The organism is Pseudomonas sp. NPDC090203 (assembly GCF_044746765.1).
GTDB classification, from domain to species: Bacteria; Pseudomonadota; Gammaproteobacteria; order Pseudomonadales; family Pseudomonadaceae; genus Aquipseudomonas; species Aquipseudomonas putida_AD.
Window position 1 is genome coordinate 24478 of record NZ_JBIVCV010000012.1, and the last position, 14112, is coordinate 38589.

Annotated in this window: 14 protein-coding genes; 8 read left to right on the forward strand and 6 right to left on the reverse strand. The window is 62.5% G+C overall.

Translation table 11 applies throughout. The features are described from left to right. Positions 1–15: 15 nt before the first annotated feature. Positions 16–987 carry a metallophosphoesterase gene (locus tag ACIPO9_RS20250; protein ID WP_274135884.1) on the reverse strand — a complete coding sequence of 324 codons (972 nt, stop codon included), beginning with the start codon at positions 985–987 and terminating at the stop codon, positions 16–18. A gap of 151 nt (positions 988–1138) precedes the next feature. Here ACIPO9_RS20250 and ACIPO9_RS20255 point away from each other — a divergent pair, with 151 nt between their 5' ends. Both ACIPO9_RS20255 and ACIPO9_RS20260 read left to right on the forward strand, forming a co-directional pair. Continuing rightward, complete coding sequence (locus tag ACIPO9_RS20255) at positions 1139–1651, forward strand: sigma-70 family RNA polymerase sigma factor (protein ID WP_400783058.1); 513 nt, start codon at positions 1139–1141, stop codon at positions 1649–1651. After that, entirely contained in the window at positions 1644–2390 is a 747-nt protein-coding gene (locus ACIPO9_RS20260) for an anti-sigma factor family protein (RefSeq protein ID WP_400783060.1), read from the forward strand. The genes ACIPO9_RS20255 and ACIPO9_RS20260 overlap by 8 nt, the downstream gene beginning before the upstream one ends. A gap of 145 nt (positions 2391–2535) precedes the next feature. On the opposite strand, the gene ACIPO9_RS20265 is transcribed toward ACIPO9_RS20260, so the two are convergent. Together ACIPO9_RS20265 and ACIPO9_RS20270 are read right to left on the reverse strand one after the other, a co-directional pair. After that, positions 2536–2880, reverse strand: coding sequence for a cupin domain-containing protein (locus ACIPO9_RS20265; protein ID WP_400783062.1), 345 nt, complete (start codon positions 2878–2880; stop codon positions 2536–2538). A 61-nt stretch (positions 2881–2941) separates the two neighbouring features. Further along, complete coding sequence (locus ACIPO9_RS20270) at positions 2942–3865, reverse strand: LysR substrate-binding domain-containing protein (protein ID WP_400783063.1); 924 nt, start codon at positions 3863–3865, stop codon at positions 2942–2944. A 202-nt stretch (positions 3866–4067) separates the two neighbouring features. Here ACIPO9_RS20270 and ACIPO9_RS20275 point away from each other — a divergent pair, with 202 nt between their 5' ends. Beyond that, a complete protein-coding gene (locus ACIPO9_RS20275) occupies positions 4068–4832 on the forward strand; it encodes a sulfite exporter TauE/SafE family protein (RefSeq protein WP_400783065.1) in 765 nt (254 codons plus the stop codon). Position 4833: 1 nt separating this feature from the next. On the opposite strand, the gene ACIPO9_RS20280 is transcribed toward ACIPO9_RS20275, so the two are convergent. Then, entirely contained in the window at positions 4834–5148 is a 315-nt protein-coding gene (locus tag ACIPO9_RS20280; protein ID WP_400783067.1) for a putative quinol monooxygenase, read from the reverse strand. A gap of 134 nt (positions 5149–5282) precedes the next feature. Here ACIPO9_RS20280 and ACIPO9_RS20285 point away from each other — a divergent pair, with 134 nt between their 5' ends. Then, on the forward strand, positions 5283–6179 hold the full coding sequence (locus ACIPO9_RS20285) for a LysR family transcriptional regulator (protein WP_274135874.1): 897 nt from the start codon (positions 5283–5285) through the stop codon (positions 6177–6179). A gap of 227 nt (positions 6180–6406) precedes the next feature. Here ACIPO9_RS20285 and ACIPO9_RS20290 read toward each other — a convergent pair whose 3' ends face one another. Next, the gene (locus tag ACIPO9_RS20290) at positions 6407–7288 is read right to left on the reverse strand and encodes a LysR family transcriptional regulator (RefSeq protein WP_400783069.1); all 882 of its coding nucleotides are present in this window, start codon (positions 7286–7288) and stop codon (positions 6407–6409) included. A gap of 103 nt (positions 7289–7391) precedes the next feature. Between ACIPO9_RS20290 and ACIPO9_RS20295 the strand changes: the two genes are divergently transcribed. The 3 genes from ACIPO9_RS20295 to ggt all read left to right on the forward strand — a co-directional run bounded on the left by ACIPO9_RS20295 (position 7392) and on the right by ggt (position 11300). Then, positions 7392–8309: a DMT family transporter gene (locus ACIPO9_RS20295; protein WP_400783070.1), complete on the forward strand. Its 918-nt coding sequence runs from the start codon at positions 7392–7394 to the stop codon at positions 8307–8309. A 217-nt stretch (positions 8310–8526) separates the two neighbouring features. Next, on the forward strand, positions 8527–9426 hold the full coding sequence (locus ACIPO9_RS20300) for an NAD-dependent epimerase/dehydratase family protein (protein WP_400783072.1): 900 nt from the start codon (positions 8527–8529) through the stop codon (positions 9424–9426). Positions 9427–9629: 203 nt separating this feature from the next. Continuing rightward, positions 9630–11300 carry a gamma-glutamyltransferase gene (ggt, locus tag ACIPO9_RS20305; RefSeq protein WP_400783074.1) on the forward strand — a complete coding sequence of 557 codons (1671 nt, stop codon included), beginning with the start codon at positions 9630–9632 and terminating at the stop codon, positions 11298–11300. Between the two features lie 155 nt (positions 11301–11455). Here ggt and ACIPO9_RS20310 read toward each other — a convergent pair whose 3' ends face one another. Then, the gene (locus ACIPO9_RS20310; protein WP_400783076.1) at positions 11456–13039 is read right to left on the reverse strand and encodes a peptide chain release factor 3; all 1584 of its coding nucleotides are present in this window, start codon (positions 13037–13039) and stop codon (positions 11456–11458) included. A gap of 333 nt (positions 13040–13372) precedes the next feature. Here ACIPO9_RS20310 and ACIPO9_RS20315 point away from each other — a divergent pair, with 333 nt between their 5' ends. Beyond that, positions 13373–14086, forward strand: a complete 714-nt coding sequence (locus tag ACIPO9_RS20315) for an ABC transporter permease (RefSeq protein WP_274135310.1) — start codon at positions 13373–13375, stop codon at positions 14084–14086. Positions 14087–14112 lie beyond the last annotated feature (26 nt).

The following is a 14112-nucleotide window of genomic DNA, read 5'->3' on the forward strand; positions in this document are numbered from 1 at the left end:
GTTTTTGGGTTGTGGCTAGGCCAGGGTTGAATCAATCAACGCCAACGGATGCTCGCCCTGGGTGGCGCGCACATCGGTGATGCCCAGGTAATTGCGCAACTGATCGGCGGGCACCGTGAGCGGGCCGGGGGAGGGCGCCATGCCGGGGGCGGGTTGCGGGTAGGCCGTGCCGCGCGCGGTGTGAAAGGTGATGTTGCCCTCGACCTTCTGGATCACCTGATGAATGTGGCCGTTGAGCACCGTGACCGAGCCGTAGTTGCGCAGCATGGCAATCGCCTGGTCGCCGTCCTCGGTGCCCCAGCCCCAAGGCTGATACAGCGTCCACAATGGAATGTGAGTGAACACCACCACCGGGGTGCTGGCTGACACTGCCCGCAGGTCGTCGGCCAGCCACGCCAGTTGATCGGCACCCAGGTTGGCCTCGCGACCGGCCTGGAAATTGAACACGTTCACCAGCGCGATGAAGTGCACGCCATGGTCGTCGAAGCTGTACCAGCCGTTGCCCTTGGTGCCCTTGCCGTAGCGCTCCAGGTACAGCTTGCCGCCGCCTTCATCGAGTGTGTCGTGTTCGCCGGGCACGTAATGCACGGGGGCGGGCAGTCCCTTGAGAATCTGCGCAGCGGTGTCGAATTCCGCCGCCTTGGACAGGTGCGTGATGTCTCCGGTGTGCAGGATCAGTGAGGGTGGCCGGGGCAGGGCGACCACCTTGCCGATGGCTTCTTGCAAAGTCTTCACCGGCTCAGGATTGGCCTCCTTGTTGAAGCCGATGTGCGAGTCGCTGATCTGCACGAACTGGAACGTGCTGTTCATCGCCGCAGGGTCAGTGGGCTGACCGTTGTTGTCCAGCGCGAAGGCACGCGGCACGCCGCCGGCCATGGCCCAGATCACGCCCGCGCCGGCCCAGGCCGAGCACTTGAGCAAGGTTCGGCGGTCGGGGTCGAGCGGCCCGTCGGTGCGTTTTTCGGACGGGGTGCGGTGGCGGTTCATGGCGGTGCCCTCGGTGATGGCTCGGTAATTGAGCGGACACCCTTTACAACCCCGCGCCATGAGCTTTTATTCCGGGTGCAAAAATATGTTTTTTTCCGGGAATAAAACCTGGGCGGGCGCGGTTATAGGGGGATCAGTGACCGGAGCCGACATGAAGCGATTCGAGGAATTGTTCGCGCCCCACATGGACGCCGCCTACAACCTCGCCCGTTGGCTGACAGGCGATGAGAGCGCGGCGCAGGATGTGGTGCAGGCCAGCGCATTCCGGGCGTTTCGCTTCGTGCATCAGTTCGTCGACGGCAATCCCAAGGCCTGGTTCCTGACCATCGTGCGCCATGAAAGCTACGGCTGGCTCAAGGCAGCGGCGGGTGGGCGCTGGGTGGCGCTGGGGGATGAAATCGCCGAGGACGACCTGGCGCTCAGCCACGCACAGACCCCGGAAGTGCTGGCCATGCATGCCGAAGATGCCGCCCTGCTGCGGCGGGCTTTGCAGGCGCTGGCTCCGGCCTTTCGCGAGGTGATCGTGCTCAAGGAACTTGAAGACCTGGCCTATAAGGACATTGCCCGGGTGGTGGATATTCCCATCGGTACGGTGATGTCGCGCCTGGCCCGGGCGCGGTCGATGCTCAGGCTCGAATTGCTGAGGTTGCATGCCCATGACTGACCTCACGTGTGCCACTTGCCGGGTCAGCCTTCACGGTTATCTGGATGATGAACTGGACGCCGCCGCAGCGGCTGAAATCGTCACGCATCTGCAGGGCTGCGCCGAGTGTCGGCAGCAGTACGATCAGGCCAGGCTGTTGACCGACAGCGTCAAGCGCCACGCGCCCTACTACGCCGCGCCGGACCTGCTGGTGCGCAGTGTGTTTGCGCCCCCGCCGGCACAGCGCGTGTCGTGGCTGGCGAGGGCCAAGGGCTGGCTGGCACCGGCGTTTTCCGCGGCGGCTCTGGCGCTGGCGTTGGTGTTGTACATCGCCACGCCAACCGGCGAGCAGCCGTGGATGGAGGAGGCGGTGTCGAGCCACGTGCGCTCGCTGATGGCCGGGCATCTGAATGACGTGGCCTCATCGGACCGGCACACGGTCAAGCCCTGGTTCACCGGCAAGCTGGACTTTTCGCCGCCGGTCCATGACTTCGCCGAGCAAGGCTATCCGCTGCTCGGCGGACGGCTGGACTACCTGCAACATCAGACGGCGGCGGCCTTGTCATACGGGCGGGCGAAGCACGTGATCAACCTGTTCATCGTGCCGACCACAGAGGCCGACACGCCGCGTCAGGATCGGTCGCTGCGCGGCTACAACATCGTGGCCTGGCAGCAGAATCACATGCGCTTCATTGCGGTGTCGGATGTGGAGAGGGGGGAGCTTGAGGCGTTCAGTGCACTGGTGGAAAAGGGGCTTTGAATCGTAACGGTGATGCCAGGCCGACAGCGATCCGTAGCAGCGCGGCTTGCCGGCGGGAGCGGTGTATCAGACGGCACATTCGTCACAGACACACCGCCCCCGCCGGCAAGCCGTGCTGCTACGGGGTGGCGCGGCGTTTGCCTGATCAGGCAAACACGAAATACTTGCGCACGGTCTCGACCACTTCCCAGGTGCCTTTCATGCCGGGTTCGATGATGAACTTGTCGCCGGCCTTCAGGTGGATCGGCTCTTTCCCTTCAGGGGTGATGATGCAGTAGCCTTCCTGGAAGTCGCAGTATTCCCACTTCACGTACTCGACGTACCATTTGCCCGGGGTGCAGATCCAGGTGCCCATGATCTTCTCGCCGTCGGCGCTGGTGTAGGCGTTGAGGTTGACGGTGTGCGGGTCGCCGCCGATGCGCTCCCATTTGCAGGCGTCTACGACGGGCAGTGGCGTGGTGTCGCGAAGAAGGACGATCAAGTTGCTCATGACAGCTCCAGATGAGGTTGCGAAAGTTGCGCTCGCGTACCTTAGGGGCGTCCTGTCGGGGTCAGTTGTCTGTGCTCGACATCGAGGTGTCCATTAACGCAGTTTCAGCCCCCAGATGACGCACCAGCGCCTTGGCGTATTCGGGCAGCAGGGCAAAGTCCGGCGCGCACAGCAGCAGCTTGCGGTCGGCCCATACCTCCCTCAGCTGTTGGGCCTTCAATCGCCCTGAACCTGCGAACCGCTCGACCGCCGCCTGCGGCACCACGCCCAGCCCTGCGCCATGCATGACCATGCGCATCACCCCGTCGAAACTCTCGGCCCGCACCCGGGTTTTCAGGCGTCGGCCCAGGTGCAGCGCCTGTTCTTCCAGATAGATCGCCATGGCGCTGTTGACGCCCAGGCCGACGAATTCGTATTCCAGCGCCTGGCTGAAGCGCACCTGTTGCAACTGCGCCAACGGGTGATCGGCTGGCATGACGAGGCTCAGCGGGTCGGCGCAGAACGGCAGTGTTTGAAGGTCACTGGCGTCTACGGCGTTGGAGATGATGCCGATATCGGCGGTGCCGTGGCGCACAGCGTGGAGGATGCGCAGGCTGGGGTGCTCTTCCAGATTGATGTCGATGTTGGGATGGGTCGCCAGAAAGCCCGCCAGCCGTTCGGGCAGGTATTCGCTCAGCGCCGAGGTGTTGCACAAGAGGCGAATCTGGCCCTTGAAGCCCTGAGCGTAATCCGTGAGGTCGGCCTGCATGCGCTCGACCTGACGCAGAATCAGCCGCGCATGCTGGGCCAGCGCCTTGCCTGCCGCAGTGGGCGTGACCCCGCGTCGGCCGCGTTCGAGCAGGGCGATGCCCAGGGACGATTCCAGCCCGCGAATCCGCGCACTGGCCGAGGCCAGGGACAGGTGGCTCAATGCAGCGCCAGCCGTGATATTGCCTGCTTCGCTGACGTTGAGGAAAAGCTTGAGGTCGATCAGGTCGAAAGGCATGGCGGATTCCGGTTGGTGGACGCATCCGTAGCAGCACGGCTTGCCGGCGGGAGCGTCGTGTCAGGCAGAACATCACTCTCTGACCCACCGCCCCCGCCGGCAAGCCGTGCTGCTACGGGTGTGTAGTGGGTATGTAAAATCCGAAGGCTGGCTCAATATATCGCAGATTTTCAACGGCGCAGAACCGGCTCACCATATCCCCATGAATACCTTCCTCGCGCTGTATCAAAACATCGGCTGGAGCCTGACTGCTCTGGTGTTGCTCACCTTCCTGCTGGCCGGCACGGTCAAGGGGGTGATCGGCATGGGCCTGCCCACCGTCGCCATGGGGCTTTTGGGCGTGGCTATGCTGCCGACGCAGGCTGCCGCGCTGTTGCTGATCCCCTCGACCTTCACCAACTTCTGGCAACTGGCGGCAGGTGGCCATCTGCGCAGTTGTCTGGCCAGGCTCTGGCCGCTGCTGGCGATGATCGTCGTCGGCACGGCGCTGGGCTCGTACCTGCTGGGCATGGGCAGCGCCCACAGCATGGGCCGGGCGTTGGGCGGGGCGTTATTCGTCTATGCGATGTGCGGGCTGTTCCTGCCCACGCTGAAAGTGCCATCCCGCGCCGAGCCGTGGCTGGGGCCGCTGTGTGGGCTGGTCACCGGGCTGATTACCTCGGCGACCGGCGTGTTCGTGATCCCGGCAGTGCCGTACATTCAAGGGCTGGGTCTGGACCGCAACCAGTTGGTGCAGGCGCTGGGGCTGTCGTTCACCGTCTCGACCCTCGCCCTGGGTGCGGGGCTGTTCTGGAACAATGCGCTGGGCAGCGCCGAGATGAGTGCCTCGTTGCTGGCAGTGATCCCGGCGCTGCTTGGCATGATGATCGGCCAATGGCTGCGCCAGCGCATCAGCGCCCTGGTGTTCAAGCGCGTGTTTTTCATCGGCATGGCGATGCTCGGCCTGCACCTGCTGATCGCCGGTTGACTCAGCGAACGGCAGACGAGGGGCTGATCATGTCGACGCGACGGATATCGAAATCCCGCACCAGGTAATCCATGCGTCGCTCGAAAAAACTCGCCATGTGCGGCAGGGCAGAGTGCATGTCCAGATGCGCCGTCGATTGCCAGATCTCATAGAAGATAAACAGCGTCGGGTCCTGCTGGTCGCGCAGCATGTGGTACTCGATGCAGCCGTCTTCGCTGCGGCTGGCCGCCACATAGCTGCTGAACAAAGCTTCGAACTCGGCCGCTTTTTCAGGCTTGGTCTGGGCATGAAGGATGAAACCGTGCAGCTCGCTCATGGCGGCCTCCTGTGATGAAAGTGGCCAAATTCTAAGTCAACAATTGCTCGCGAATTTGTGCTTTTTAAGCAAAGGTTTTTTGCCTGTGTTCTAAACGGCGCTAATATCCAGGCTGTTTTGAGCGGAGGACAACAGTGAAAGCCCGATCCGATGAATTGCAGGTGTTTGTCTGCGTGATTGAAAGCGGCTCGATTTCGGCCGCCGCCGAACAGATGGGGCAGACCCCATCGGCCATCAGTCGCACCCTGTCCCGGCTGGAAGCCAAGCTCGACACCACGTTGATCAACCGCACCACGCGACGCATGGACCTGACCGAGGAGGGCAAGTTCTTCCTTGAGCGGGCGCGGCAGATTCTGGGCCAGATGGAAGACCTCGAAGAGCGCATGTCGCTGCGCCAGCAGACGCCTTCCGGGCGCTTGCGGATCAATGCCGCATCGCCTTTCATGCTGCATTCCATCGTGCCGTACGTAGCCGAGTTTCGTACGCTCTACCCGGACATTCAGCTGGAGTTGAACAGCAACGATCTGATCATCGATCTGCTGGAGCAGAGCACCGACGTGGCGATCCGCATCGGCGCGCTGGCGGATTCGACCCTGCATGCCCGAGCCCTGGGCACCAGCCCGCTGAACATTCTGGCCAGCCCCGATTACCTGAAAAAACACGGCACGCCCAAGAGCGTCGAGGCGCTGAACGGGCATTCGCTGTTGGGCTTCACTCAGACTGAAACCCTGAACCACTGGCCCTTGCGTCATGCTGGCGGCGACCGTCTGTTCATTCAGCCGACGGTGTCCGCGTCCAGCGGTGAGACCCTGCGCCAACTGGCGTTGGCGGGGGAGGGCATCGTCTGCCTGTCGCACTTCATGACCCACGAAGACATCCGCGCCGGGCGGCTCAAAGTGATCCTCTCCCAGGCCAACAGCGGCTATCGCCAGCCGATCCACGCGGTGTACTACCGCAACTCGCAGCTGGCGCTGCGGATTCAGTGTTTTCTGGATTTCATTGCGCAGAAGTTGGCGGTCTACGCCGCATAGCAGTGTTCCCGTAGCAGCACGGCTTGCCGGCGGGGGCGGTGTGTCAGCAACGCATCAATCGCTGATCCAGCGCCTGTAGGAGCGCGCTTGCCCGCGATGGCGGTGTGTCAGTTGGCATCTCTGTGCCTGACACACCGCTCCCGCCGGCAAGCCGTGCTGCTACGGGTTTGTTGTTCACATCGCGTATTGAGGTGTCTGACACGACGCAGTCGCGGGCAAGCGCGCTCCTACAGGGGTTGCGCGGCGCCGGAAAATTCTGCGCGCAGCATCTCCACGAACGCCTCCCGCGCCGGGTGGTGTTCGGCGTTTTCGTGCCAGTAGAACAGGTTGTCGATAGACGTCAGTTCGGCGAATTCATAACCGACCCAGCCCGAGCCCTTGTGGTACTGCTCGAACACCCCCTTGGGCACCAGCGCCACACCGGCGCCGGCACTGACGCAACCGACGATGGTGCCGTAGCTGGCAATGCTGATGATCGGCTGGGTCTGGCCGTGGTTCAGCAGCCAGCGCTCAAGCGCCGCGCGATAGGGGCAGCCTTCGGGCCACATGAAGATCGACTTGCCGGCCAGGTCCGCCGCGCTGCGAATCGGCCCCAGGGATTCGGCGGCGATCAGCACCAGGTCCTCGCGGTACATGGAGGTGCGCTTGAGGCGCGGGCGCTTGACGTCGATGGCGACAATCGCACCATCGAGCTTGTGGTTGAGCGTGGCGTCGAGCAATTGCGGGCCGGTGCCGGTGGTCAGTTCAAGGGAGACGTCGGGATAGCGCGCATGAAAACGCGCCAGCAATCGGGGCAGCCGCGAGGTGGCGGACGACTCAATCGCGCCGATGCGCAACGGCCCGGAAGGCGCAGCATCAGGATGCACCGCGCGCTTGGCTTCCTGGGCCAGGCTGAGCATTCGTGCGGCGTAGTTCAGGAAGATTTCCCCGGCAGGGCTGATGCGCAATCCGCGCCCATGGCGGAAGAACAGCTCGGTGCCAAGCTCCGCCTCCAGCGCCTTGATGCGCGCCGTGACATTCGACGGCACGCAGTGCAGCAACTCGGCTGCGCGGGCAATGCTGCCGGTGTCGGCAACGGTCTTGAACATGCGAAGCTGGGCCAGTTCCATGCATCACCAAAAGTGAACGGTTGAGTCATTATTGTTCGGTTGTGGTGAGCATAAGTTGTTTCGATACTCATTGCCAAAGGGGTCTTTCGGCAGGAGTGGGAACATGAGCGTGGTGAGTGAGCCGGTGGTGATTGCGTCCGGTGGTCAGGAACTGAATGTCCGCTGGCAGGGGGTGAAAGTCGCGTTGGCGACGGTCTTCGTGATTGCCTGTTGGGGTTACTCACCGGCGGGGATTCGCATCGGATTGCTGGCCTACGATCCGGGGCACCTGGCACTGTTGCGGTTTCTGATTGCCTCGGTGTTCATGGCGTTGATCGCCTCGTCGATGAAGATCTCCTTGCCGCGCCTGCGGGATCTGCCATTGCTGGCGGTGTTGGGTTTTTTCGCGGTCAGCCTCCACCACATCGCCCTCAACTTCGGCCAGCCGGGAGTGAGCGCCGGTGCGTCAAGCGTGCTGATCCAGTCGATGCCGCTGTTCACCGCGCTGCTGGCGCATTTCGTGTTCAAGGAGCAGGTCAACGCCTGGCGCTGGTTCTGCGTGACGTGGGGGCTGGTCGGCGTGGGAATCGTGATTCTGGGAGATCGCGGGTTTGGCCATGTCGATGCTCGGGCCTTGTTGATCCTCTTGGCGGCGTTCTCCTGGAGCCTGTATTTCTCCCTGCAAAGGCGCCACAGCCATCGCTATGACGGGCTGACCATGGTCTGCTACACGGTCTGGGCCGGTACGTTTTTTCTGCTGGTCTACTTGCCGGGGCTGGTCGGCGAGATCGTCAATGCGCCGCTGCGGGTCAATGTGGCGGTGGGTGTCTTGGGGCTGTTCCCCAGTGCGCTGGCCTACCTGGCCTGGGCCTATGTGCTCAAGCACATGGAGGCCAGCCGCGCCACGATGAGCCTGTATCTCACGCCACCCATGGCGATTGCCATCGCTTCGGTGCTGTTGGGTGAAATCCCCTCGCCGATGGTGATCGTGGGGGCGGTCGTGGTGTTGAGCAGTGTGGTGGCGTTGAATCTTCGCAGGTAGCGAGTAGGGCGACTTGTAGGAGCGCGCTTGCCCGCGACGACGGTGTACCGGATATCACAGATGCGCCAGATGCTCCGCCATCGCGGGCAAGCGCGCTCCTACGGCCGGGGCGCATTCGTGATTTTTACGCAAGAGTCATTTGGCGCGGCGGTGGTTTTTTGCATGGAATGTCGGGCAGATACTGTGTCCATCTTTTCCACGACACGGGATCAAGCTCATGAATATCTTCATCACCGGCGCAGCAGGTTTCATTGGTGGCTCAATCGCAACCGGCCTCACCCGCAAGGGCCACCACGTCACGGGCCTGGTGCGCAGCGCCGAGCAGGCGGACGAACTCAAGGCGTTGGGCATGTCGGCGGTCGTCGGCACCCTGGATGACAAGGCGCTGCTGATCGAGCAGGCGCGCAAGGCCGACGCGGTCATCAACGCTGCCAGCAGCGACCACCGTGGCGCGGTCGAGGCGTTGATCGAGGGCCTCAAAGGTTCGAACAAACCCCTTCTGCACACCAGCGGTTCAAGCATCGTGGGCGATGCGTCGGGCGGCAAGGGCACCGACAAGATCTACTACGAAGGCCAGTTGCCTGCCGCCACCCCGGACAAGGCTGCGCGCGTGGCCATCGACGATCTGGTGCTGGCCGCAGCGCAACAGGGCGTGCGTTCGGCAGTGCTCTGCAACACATTGATCTACGGCCACAGCCTGGGCGTCAACCGCGACAGCGTGCAGTTGCCGCGCCTGCTCAAACAGGCTCGCAAGAGCGGCGTGGTGCGTCATGTCGGCACCGGCGGCAACATCTGGTCCAACGTGCACATTGATGATGTGGTCGAGCTGTATGCACTGGCGCTGGAGAACAATCCCGCCGGCACCTTCTACTTTGTGGAGAGCGGCGAAGCCTCGTTCCTCGACATGAGCAACGCCATGGCGCACGCGATGGGCCTGGGCAAGGCGCAGGACTGGCCGCTCAAGGACGCGGAAGCCGAATGGGGTTATGAAATGGCCAACTATGGCCTGGGCTCGAACAGCCGCGTGCGTGGCAAGAACGCCCGCGAACTGCTGGGCTGGGCGCCCAAGCGTACGTCGGTGATCGAGTGGATCGAGAACGACATGCTCAAGGGGTAATGGGGCTTTAAACCCAGACCCGTAGCAGCACGGCTTGCCGGCGGGGGCGTCCTCAAGATCGCTCCCGCCGGCAAGCCGTGCTGCTACGGTCACATTTCCCGATACACAGCGGCCACCTTCGGGTGGCCGTTTGCGTTAGTCTCGTCAGCATTCAGACAGCCTCCACAGACCAGTCTATTGCATCCCGCAATCAAGGAAGCCCTATGCGCGTCGTGACCCTCAAGACCCTCGCCTTATCGGTAGTCTTTGCCGTCAGTTCCCCGGTTTACGCGGCCATCGTCCTGGAAGGCGGCGCCGTTGCAGCGCCCGATCAGTACGGCGCGCAGGTCGCTGCGCAAATACTCAAGAAGGGCGGCAACGCCGTCGATGCCGCCGTGGCCACCGCCTTCACCCTGGCCGTGACGTACCCGGAGGCGGGCAATATCGGCGGTGGTGGCTTCATGACCCTGTTCATGAACGGTCGGCCCTATTTCATCGACTACCGCGAAACCGCTCCCAAAGCCGCGACCCGCGACATGTACCTGGATGAGAAAGGCGAGGTGATCCCCGGCATGAGCCTGGTGGGCGCTCGCGCTTCGGGCGTGCCGGGCACGGTGATGGGCTTGTGGGAGGCGCACAAGAAATTCGGCAAGTTGCCCTGGTCCGAACTGCTGACACCGGCCATCGGTTACGCGAAGAACGGTTTCAAGGTCGCCGACAAACAGAACATGTACGGCACCGAGGCCCTCAAGCAGCTTGAGGGCAAGACCAACTTCGCCGATTACTTCGGCACCATGAAAGCCGGCGAACTGTTCCGTCAGCCGGAGCTGGCCCAGACCCTGGAGCGCATCGCCGACAAAGGCGCCAGCGAGTTCTATCAGGGCCAGACTGCCGACCTGCTGGTGGCCCAGATGCAACACGACAACGGCTTGATCACCAAACAGGACCTGGCCGACTACAAGGCCGTCTGGCGCAAGCCGTTGCACGTGAACTTCAACGGCAACACCCTGTACACCGCACCGCTACCCAGTTCCGGCGGCGTGGCGCTGGCGCAACTGATCGGCATCAAGCAGCAACTGGCCGAGGATTTCAAAGGCGTGCCCCTGAACTCGGCGCGTTACGTGCACTTGCTCGCCGAGATCGAGAAACGGGTGTTTGCCGATCGCGCCAACTATCTGGGCGATCCGGATTTCTCCAAGGCACCGGTGAGCGAACTGACCGATCAGGTCTACCTGGCCCAGCGCGCCCATGAGATAAACCCGACGGCGATTTCCCCGACCGAAAACATCAAGCCCGGGCTCGAATCGCACCAGACCACCCACTTCTCCATCGTCGATGCAAAGGGCAACGCGGTCAGCAACACCTACACCCTGAACTGGGACTACGGCAGTGGCGTGGTGGTCAAGGGCGCGGGCTTCTTGATGAACGACGAGATGGATGACTTCAGTTCCAAACCCGGCGTGGCCAACGCCTTTGGTGTAGTGGGAGGCGATGCCAATGCCATCCAGCCGGGCAAGCGCATGCTTTCATCCATGAGCCCAAGCCTTGTGACCCGCGACGGCGCGGTGACGCTGGTGCTGGGCACGCCGGGTGGCTCGCGGATTTTCACCACGGTGTTTCAGGTGCTCAACAATCTGTATGACTTCAACATGCCGCTCAAGGACGCGGTGGCGGCGCAGCGCGTGCATCATCAGTTGCTGCCCAAGGACACGATCTTCACCGAGCGCTTCGCGCCGATGTCTGCGCCCGTCGCCGATGAGCTCAAGGCCATGGGCTACACGATCAAGGATCAGAACTGGGCGATGGGCAATGTGCAGGCGATCAGGATCAACGGCACGAAGGTCGAAACCGCAGCGGATCCGCGGGGGAGGGGCGTGGGGATGGTGGTGAAGTAAGCGCAATCCCTTGTTGATCGTTCCCACGTGCCACGTGAGAGCGGCCAATCACCTGTAGGAGCGCGCTTGCCCGCGATGGCGGGGCGTCAATCGACATCAATGTGTCTGGATGGACGCCGTCGCGGGCAAGCGCGCTCCTACAGGCTTAGCAGGCCTTAATGATGCTCACGCGTCGCGCGGAATTTGATGTCCGGCCAACGTTCTTCCATCAGGCTCAGGTTCACCCGCGTAGGCGCCAGGTAGGTCAGGTGACCGCCGCCGTCCACTGCCAGGTTTTCCACGGCCTTGTTCTCGAATTCCTCGAGCTTCTTCTTGTCCGCCGAGTCGATCCAGCGGGCAGACCACACGGTGATCGGCTCGTAGGCGCATTCGACCTTGTATTCTTCCTTCAGGCGGCTGGCGACCACATCGAACTGCAGCACACCAACGGCGCCGAGGATGATGTCGTTGCTGCGCTGCGGGAAGAACACCTGGGTGGCGCCTTCTTCGGCCAGCTGTTGCAGGCCCTGACGCAGTTGCTTGGACTTGAGCGGGTCCTTCAGGCGCACGCGGCGGAACAGTTCCGGCGCAAAGTGCGGGATGCCGGTGAAGCCCAGGGCTTCGCCTTCGGTGAAGGTGTCGCCGATCTGGATCGTGCCGTGGTTGTGCAGGCCGATGATGTCGCCGGCGTAGGCCTCTTCCAGTTGCTCGCGCTCGCTGGAGAAGAACGTCAGGGCGTCACCGATGCGCACGTCCTTGCCGGTGCGCACATGGCGCATCTTCATGCCTTTTTCGTACTTGCCCGAGCAGATGCGCATGAACGCGATACGGTCGCGGTGCTTGGGGTCCATGTTCGCCTGGATCTTGAAGATGAAGCCCGAGAACTTCTCTTCCACCGGCTCCACGCTGCGCTCGTGGGTGGCGCGTGCCAGCGGCAGCGGCGCCCAGTCGACGACGGCGTCGAGTACATGGTCGACCCCGAAGTTGCCCAGTGCGGTACCGAAGAACACCGGGGTCATCTGGCCGTCGAGGAATTCCTGCTGGTTGAATTCATGGCAGGCGCCCTGCACCAGTTCGAGCTGGTCGATGAAGCGATCGTACTCGTCACCCAGGTGGGCGCGGGCTTCGTCGGAATCCAGCTTCTGGATGATCTTGGTTTCGGTGCGTTCGTGACCGTGCCCCGGGGTGTAGACGATGATGTAGTCGTCTGCCAGGTGGTACACGCCCTTGAAGTCGCGGTAGCAACCGATGGGCCAGGTGATCGGCGCGGCCTTGATCTTGAGCACCGCTTCGATTTCGTCGAGCAGTTCGATCGGGTCGCGGATGTCGCGGTCCAGCTTGTTGATGAAGCTGACGATCGGCGTGTCGCGCAGGCGGCAGACGTCCATAAGGGCGATGGTCCGCGGCTCGACGCCCTTACCGCCGTCGAGGACCATCAGCGCCGAGTCCACCGCAGTCAGGGTGCGGTAGGTGTCTTCGGAGAAGTCTTCGTGGCCCGGGGTGTCGAGCAGGTTGATCATGTGTTCGCGATAGGGGAACTGCATGACCGACGTGGTAATGGAAATACCCCGCTGCTTCTCCATCTCCATCCAGTCGGACGTCGCATGGCGGTCGGATTTGCGGGATTTCACCGTGCCGGCCACGGAAATGGCCTTGCCCATGAGCAAGAGCTTTTCGGTGATGGTGGTCTTACCGGCGTCGGGGTGAGAAATAATGGCGAAAGTGCGGCGTTTCGCGACTTCGGCGGCCTGTCTGGTCATGGGAAATCGCCTGAGAGGTGATTCAAAAAAGGGCGGCGATTATAGCCCAAACCAATCCAATATCCGAACCGTTCAGTCGATCAAGGGTGGCCAAATACCATCTTACGTGGGAACCTTTGCGGTTGTGGAGACGTCCACTCCCTGGCAATGCAAACTGCCAAGGGTTGCAAAATCAGCAAGTTAGCTTGACGAAGCTGCGCTCATGGCTCGTGAAATCGCCCAGGTTAACCCTTAACCGGCGACCCACCCGCTGCTCTTCGCGAACGCTGGCAGATGGCCTGAAAAGGACCGTCACGCGCCAGACGTACGCCGACTGAAATAAGGAGTCCGCCCGTGGCTAATCGCTATGGCAAGGGGCTGATGGGAGGTGTGATCGTCATCGCACTCCTGGCCCTGCTGGTCCAATGGATCGGCATCGACACGCTCAAGCAGTATCAGGATGATCTGCTGTTTTATCTGCAAGCCCACGTGATGCTGGTACTGGCATCGATGCTGGCGGCACTGGTGGTCGGAATCCCGACCGGCATTGTGCTCAGCCGACCGAACATGGTTGGCCGCGCCGAACGCTTCATGCAGATCTTCAATATCGGTAACACCGTTCCTCCTCTCGCGGTACTGGCCATTGCTCTGGGCGTCCTGGGCATCGGCAGTGGGCCTGCGATCTTCGCTTTGTTCCTCGCCTCTCTGTTGCCCATCGTGCGCAACACCTACGAAGGCCTGAAAAACGTTCAGGGTTCTCTAAAGGAAGCCGCCACCGGCATCGGCATGACACCGCGTCAGGTGTTGTGGCGCGTCGAGCTGCCCAATGCCGTGCCGATCATGATCGGCGGTGTGCGGGTGGCGCTGGCGATCAACGTCGGCACCGCGCCGCTGGCCTTCCTGATCGGCGCCAACAGCCTTGGCAGCCTGATCTTCCCTGGCATCGCCCTGAACAATCAGCCTCAGCTGGTACTGGGCGCGGCATGCACCGCGCTGCTGGCACTGCTGCTCGATGGCGCCGTGACCCTGGCGAGTCGTGTCTGGCTGGAACGTGGCCTGGCTCGCTAACGGGCCGCGCAGAGAAAGGAATTCAG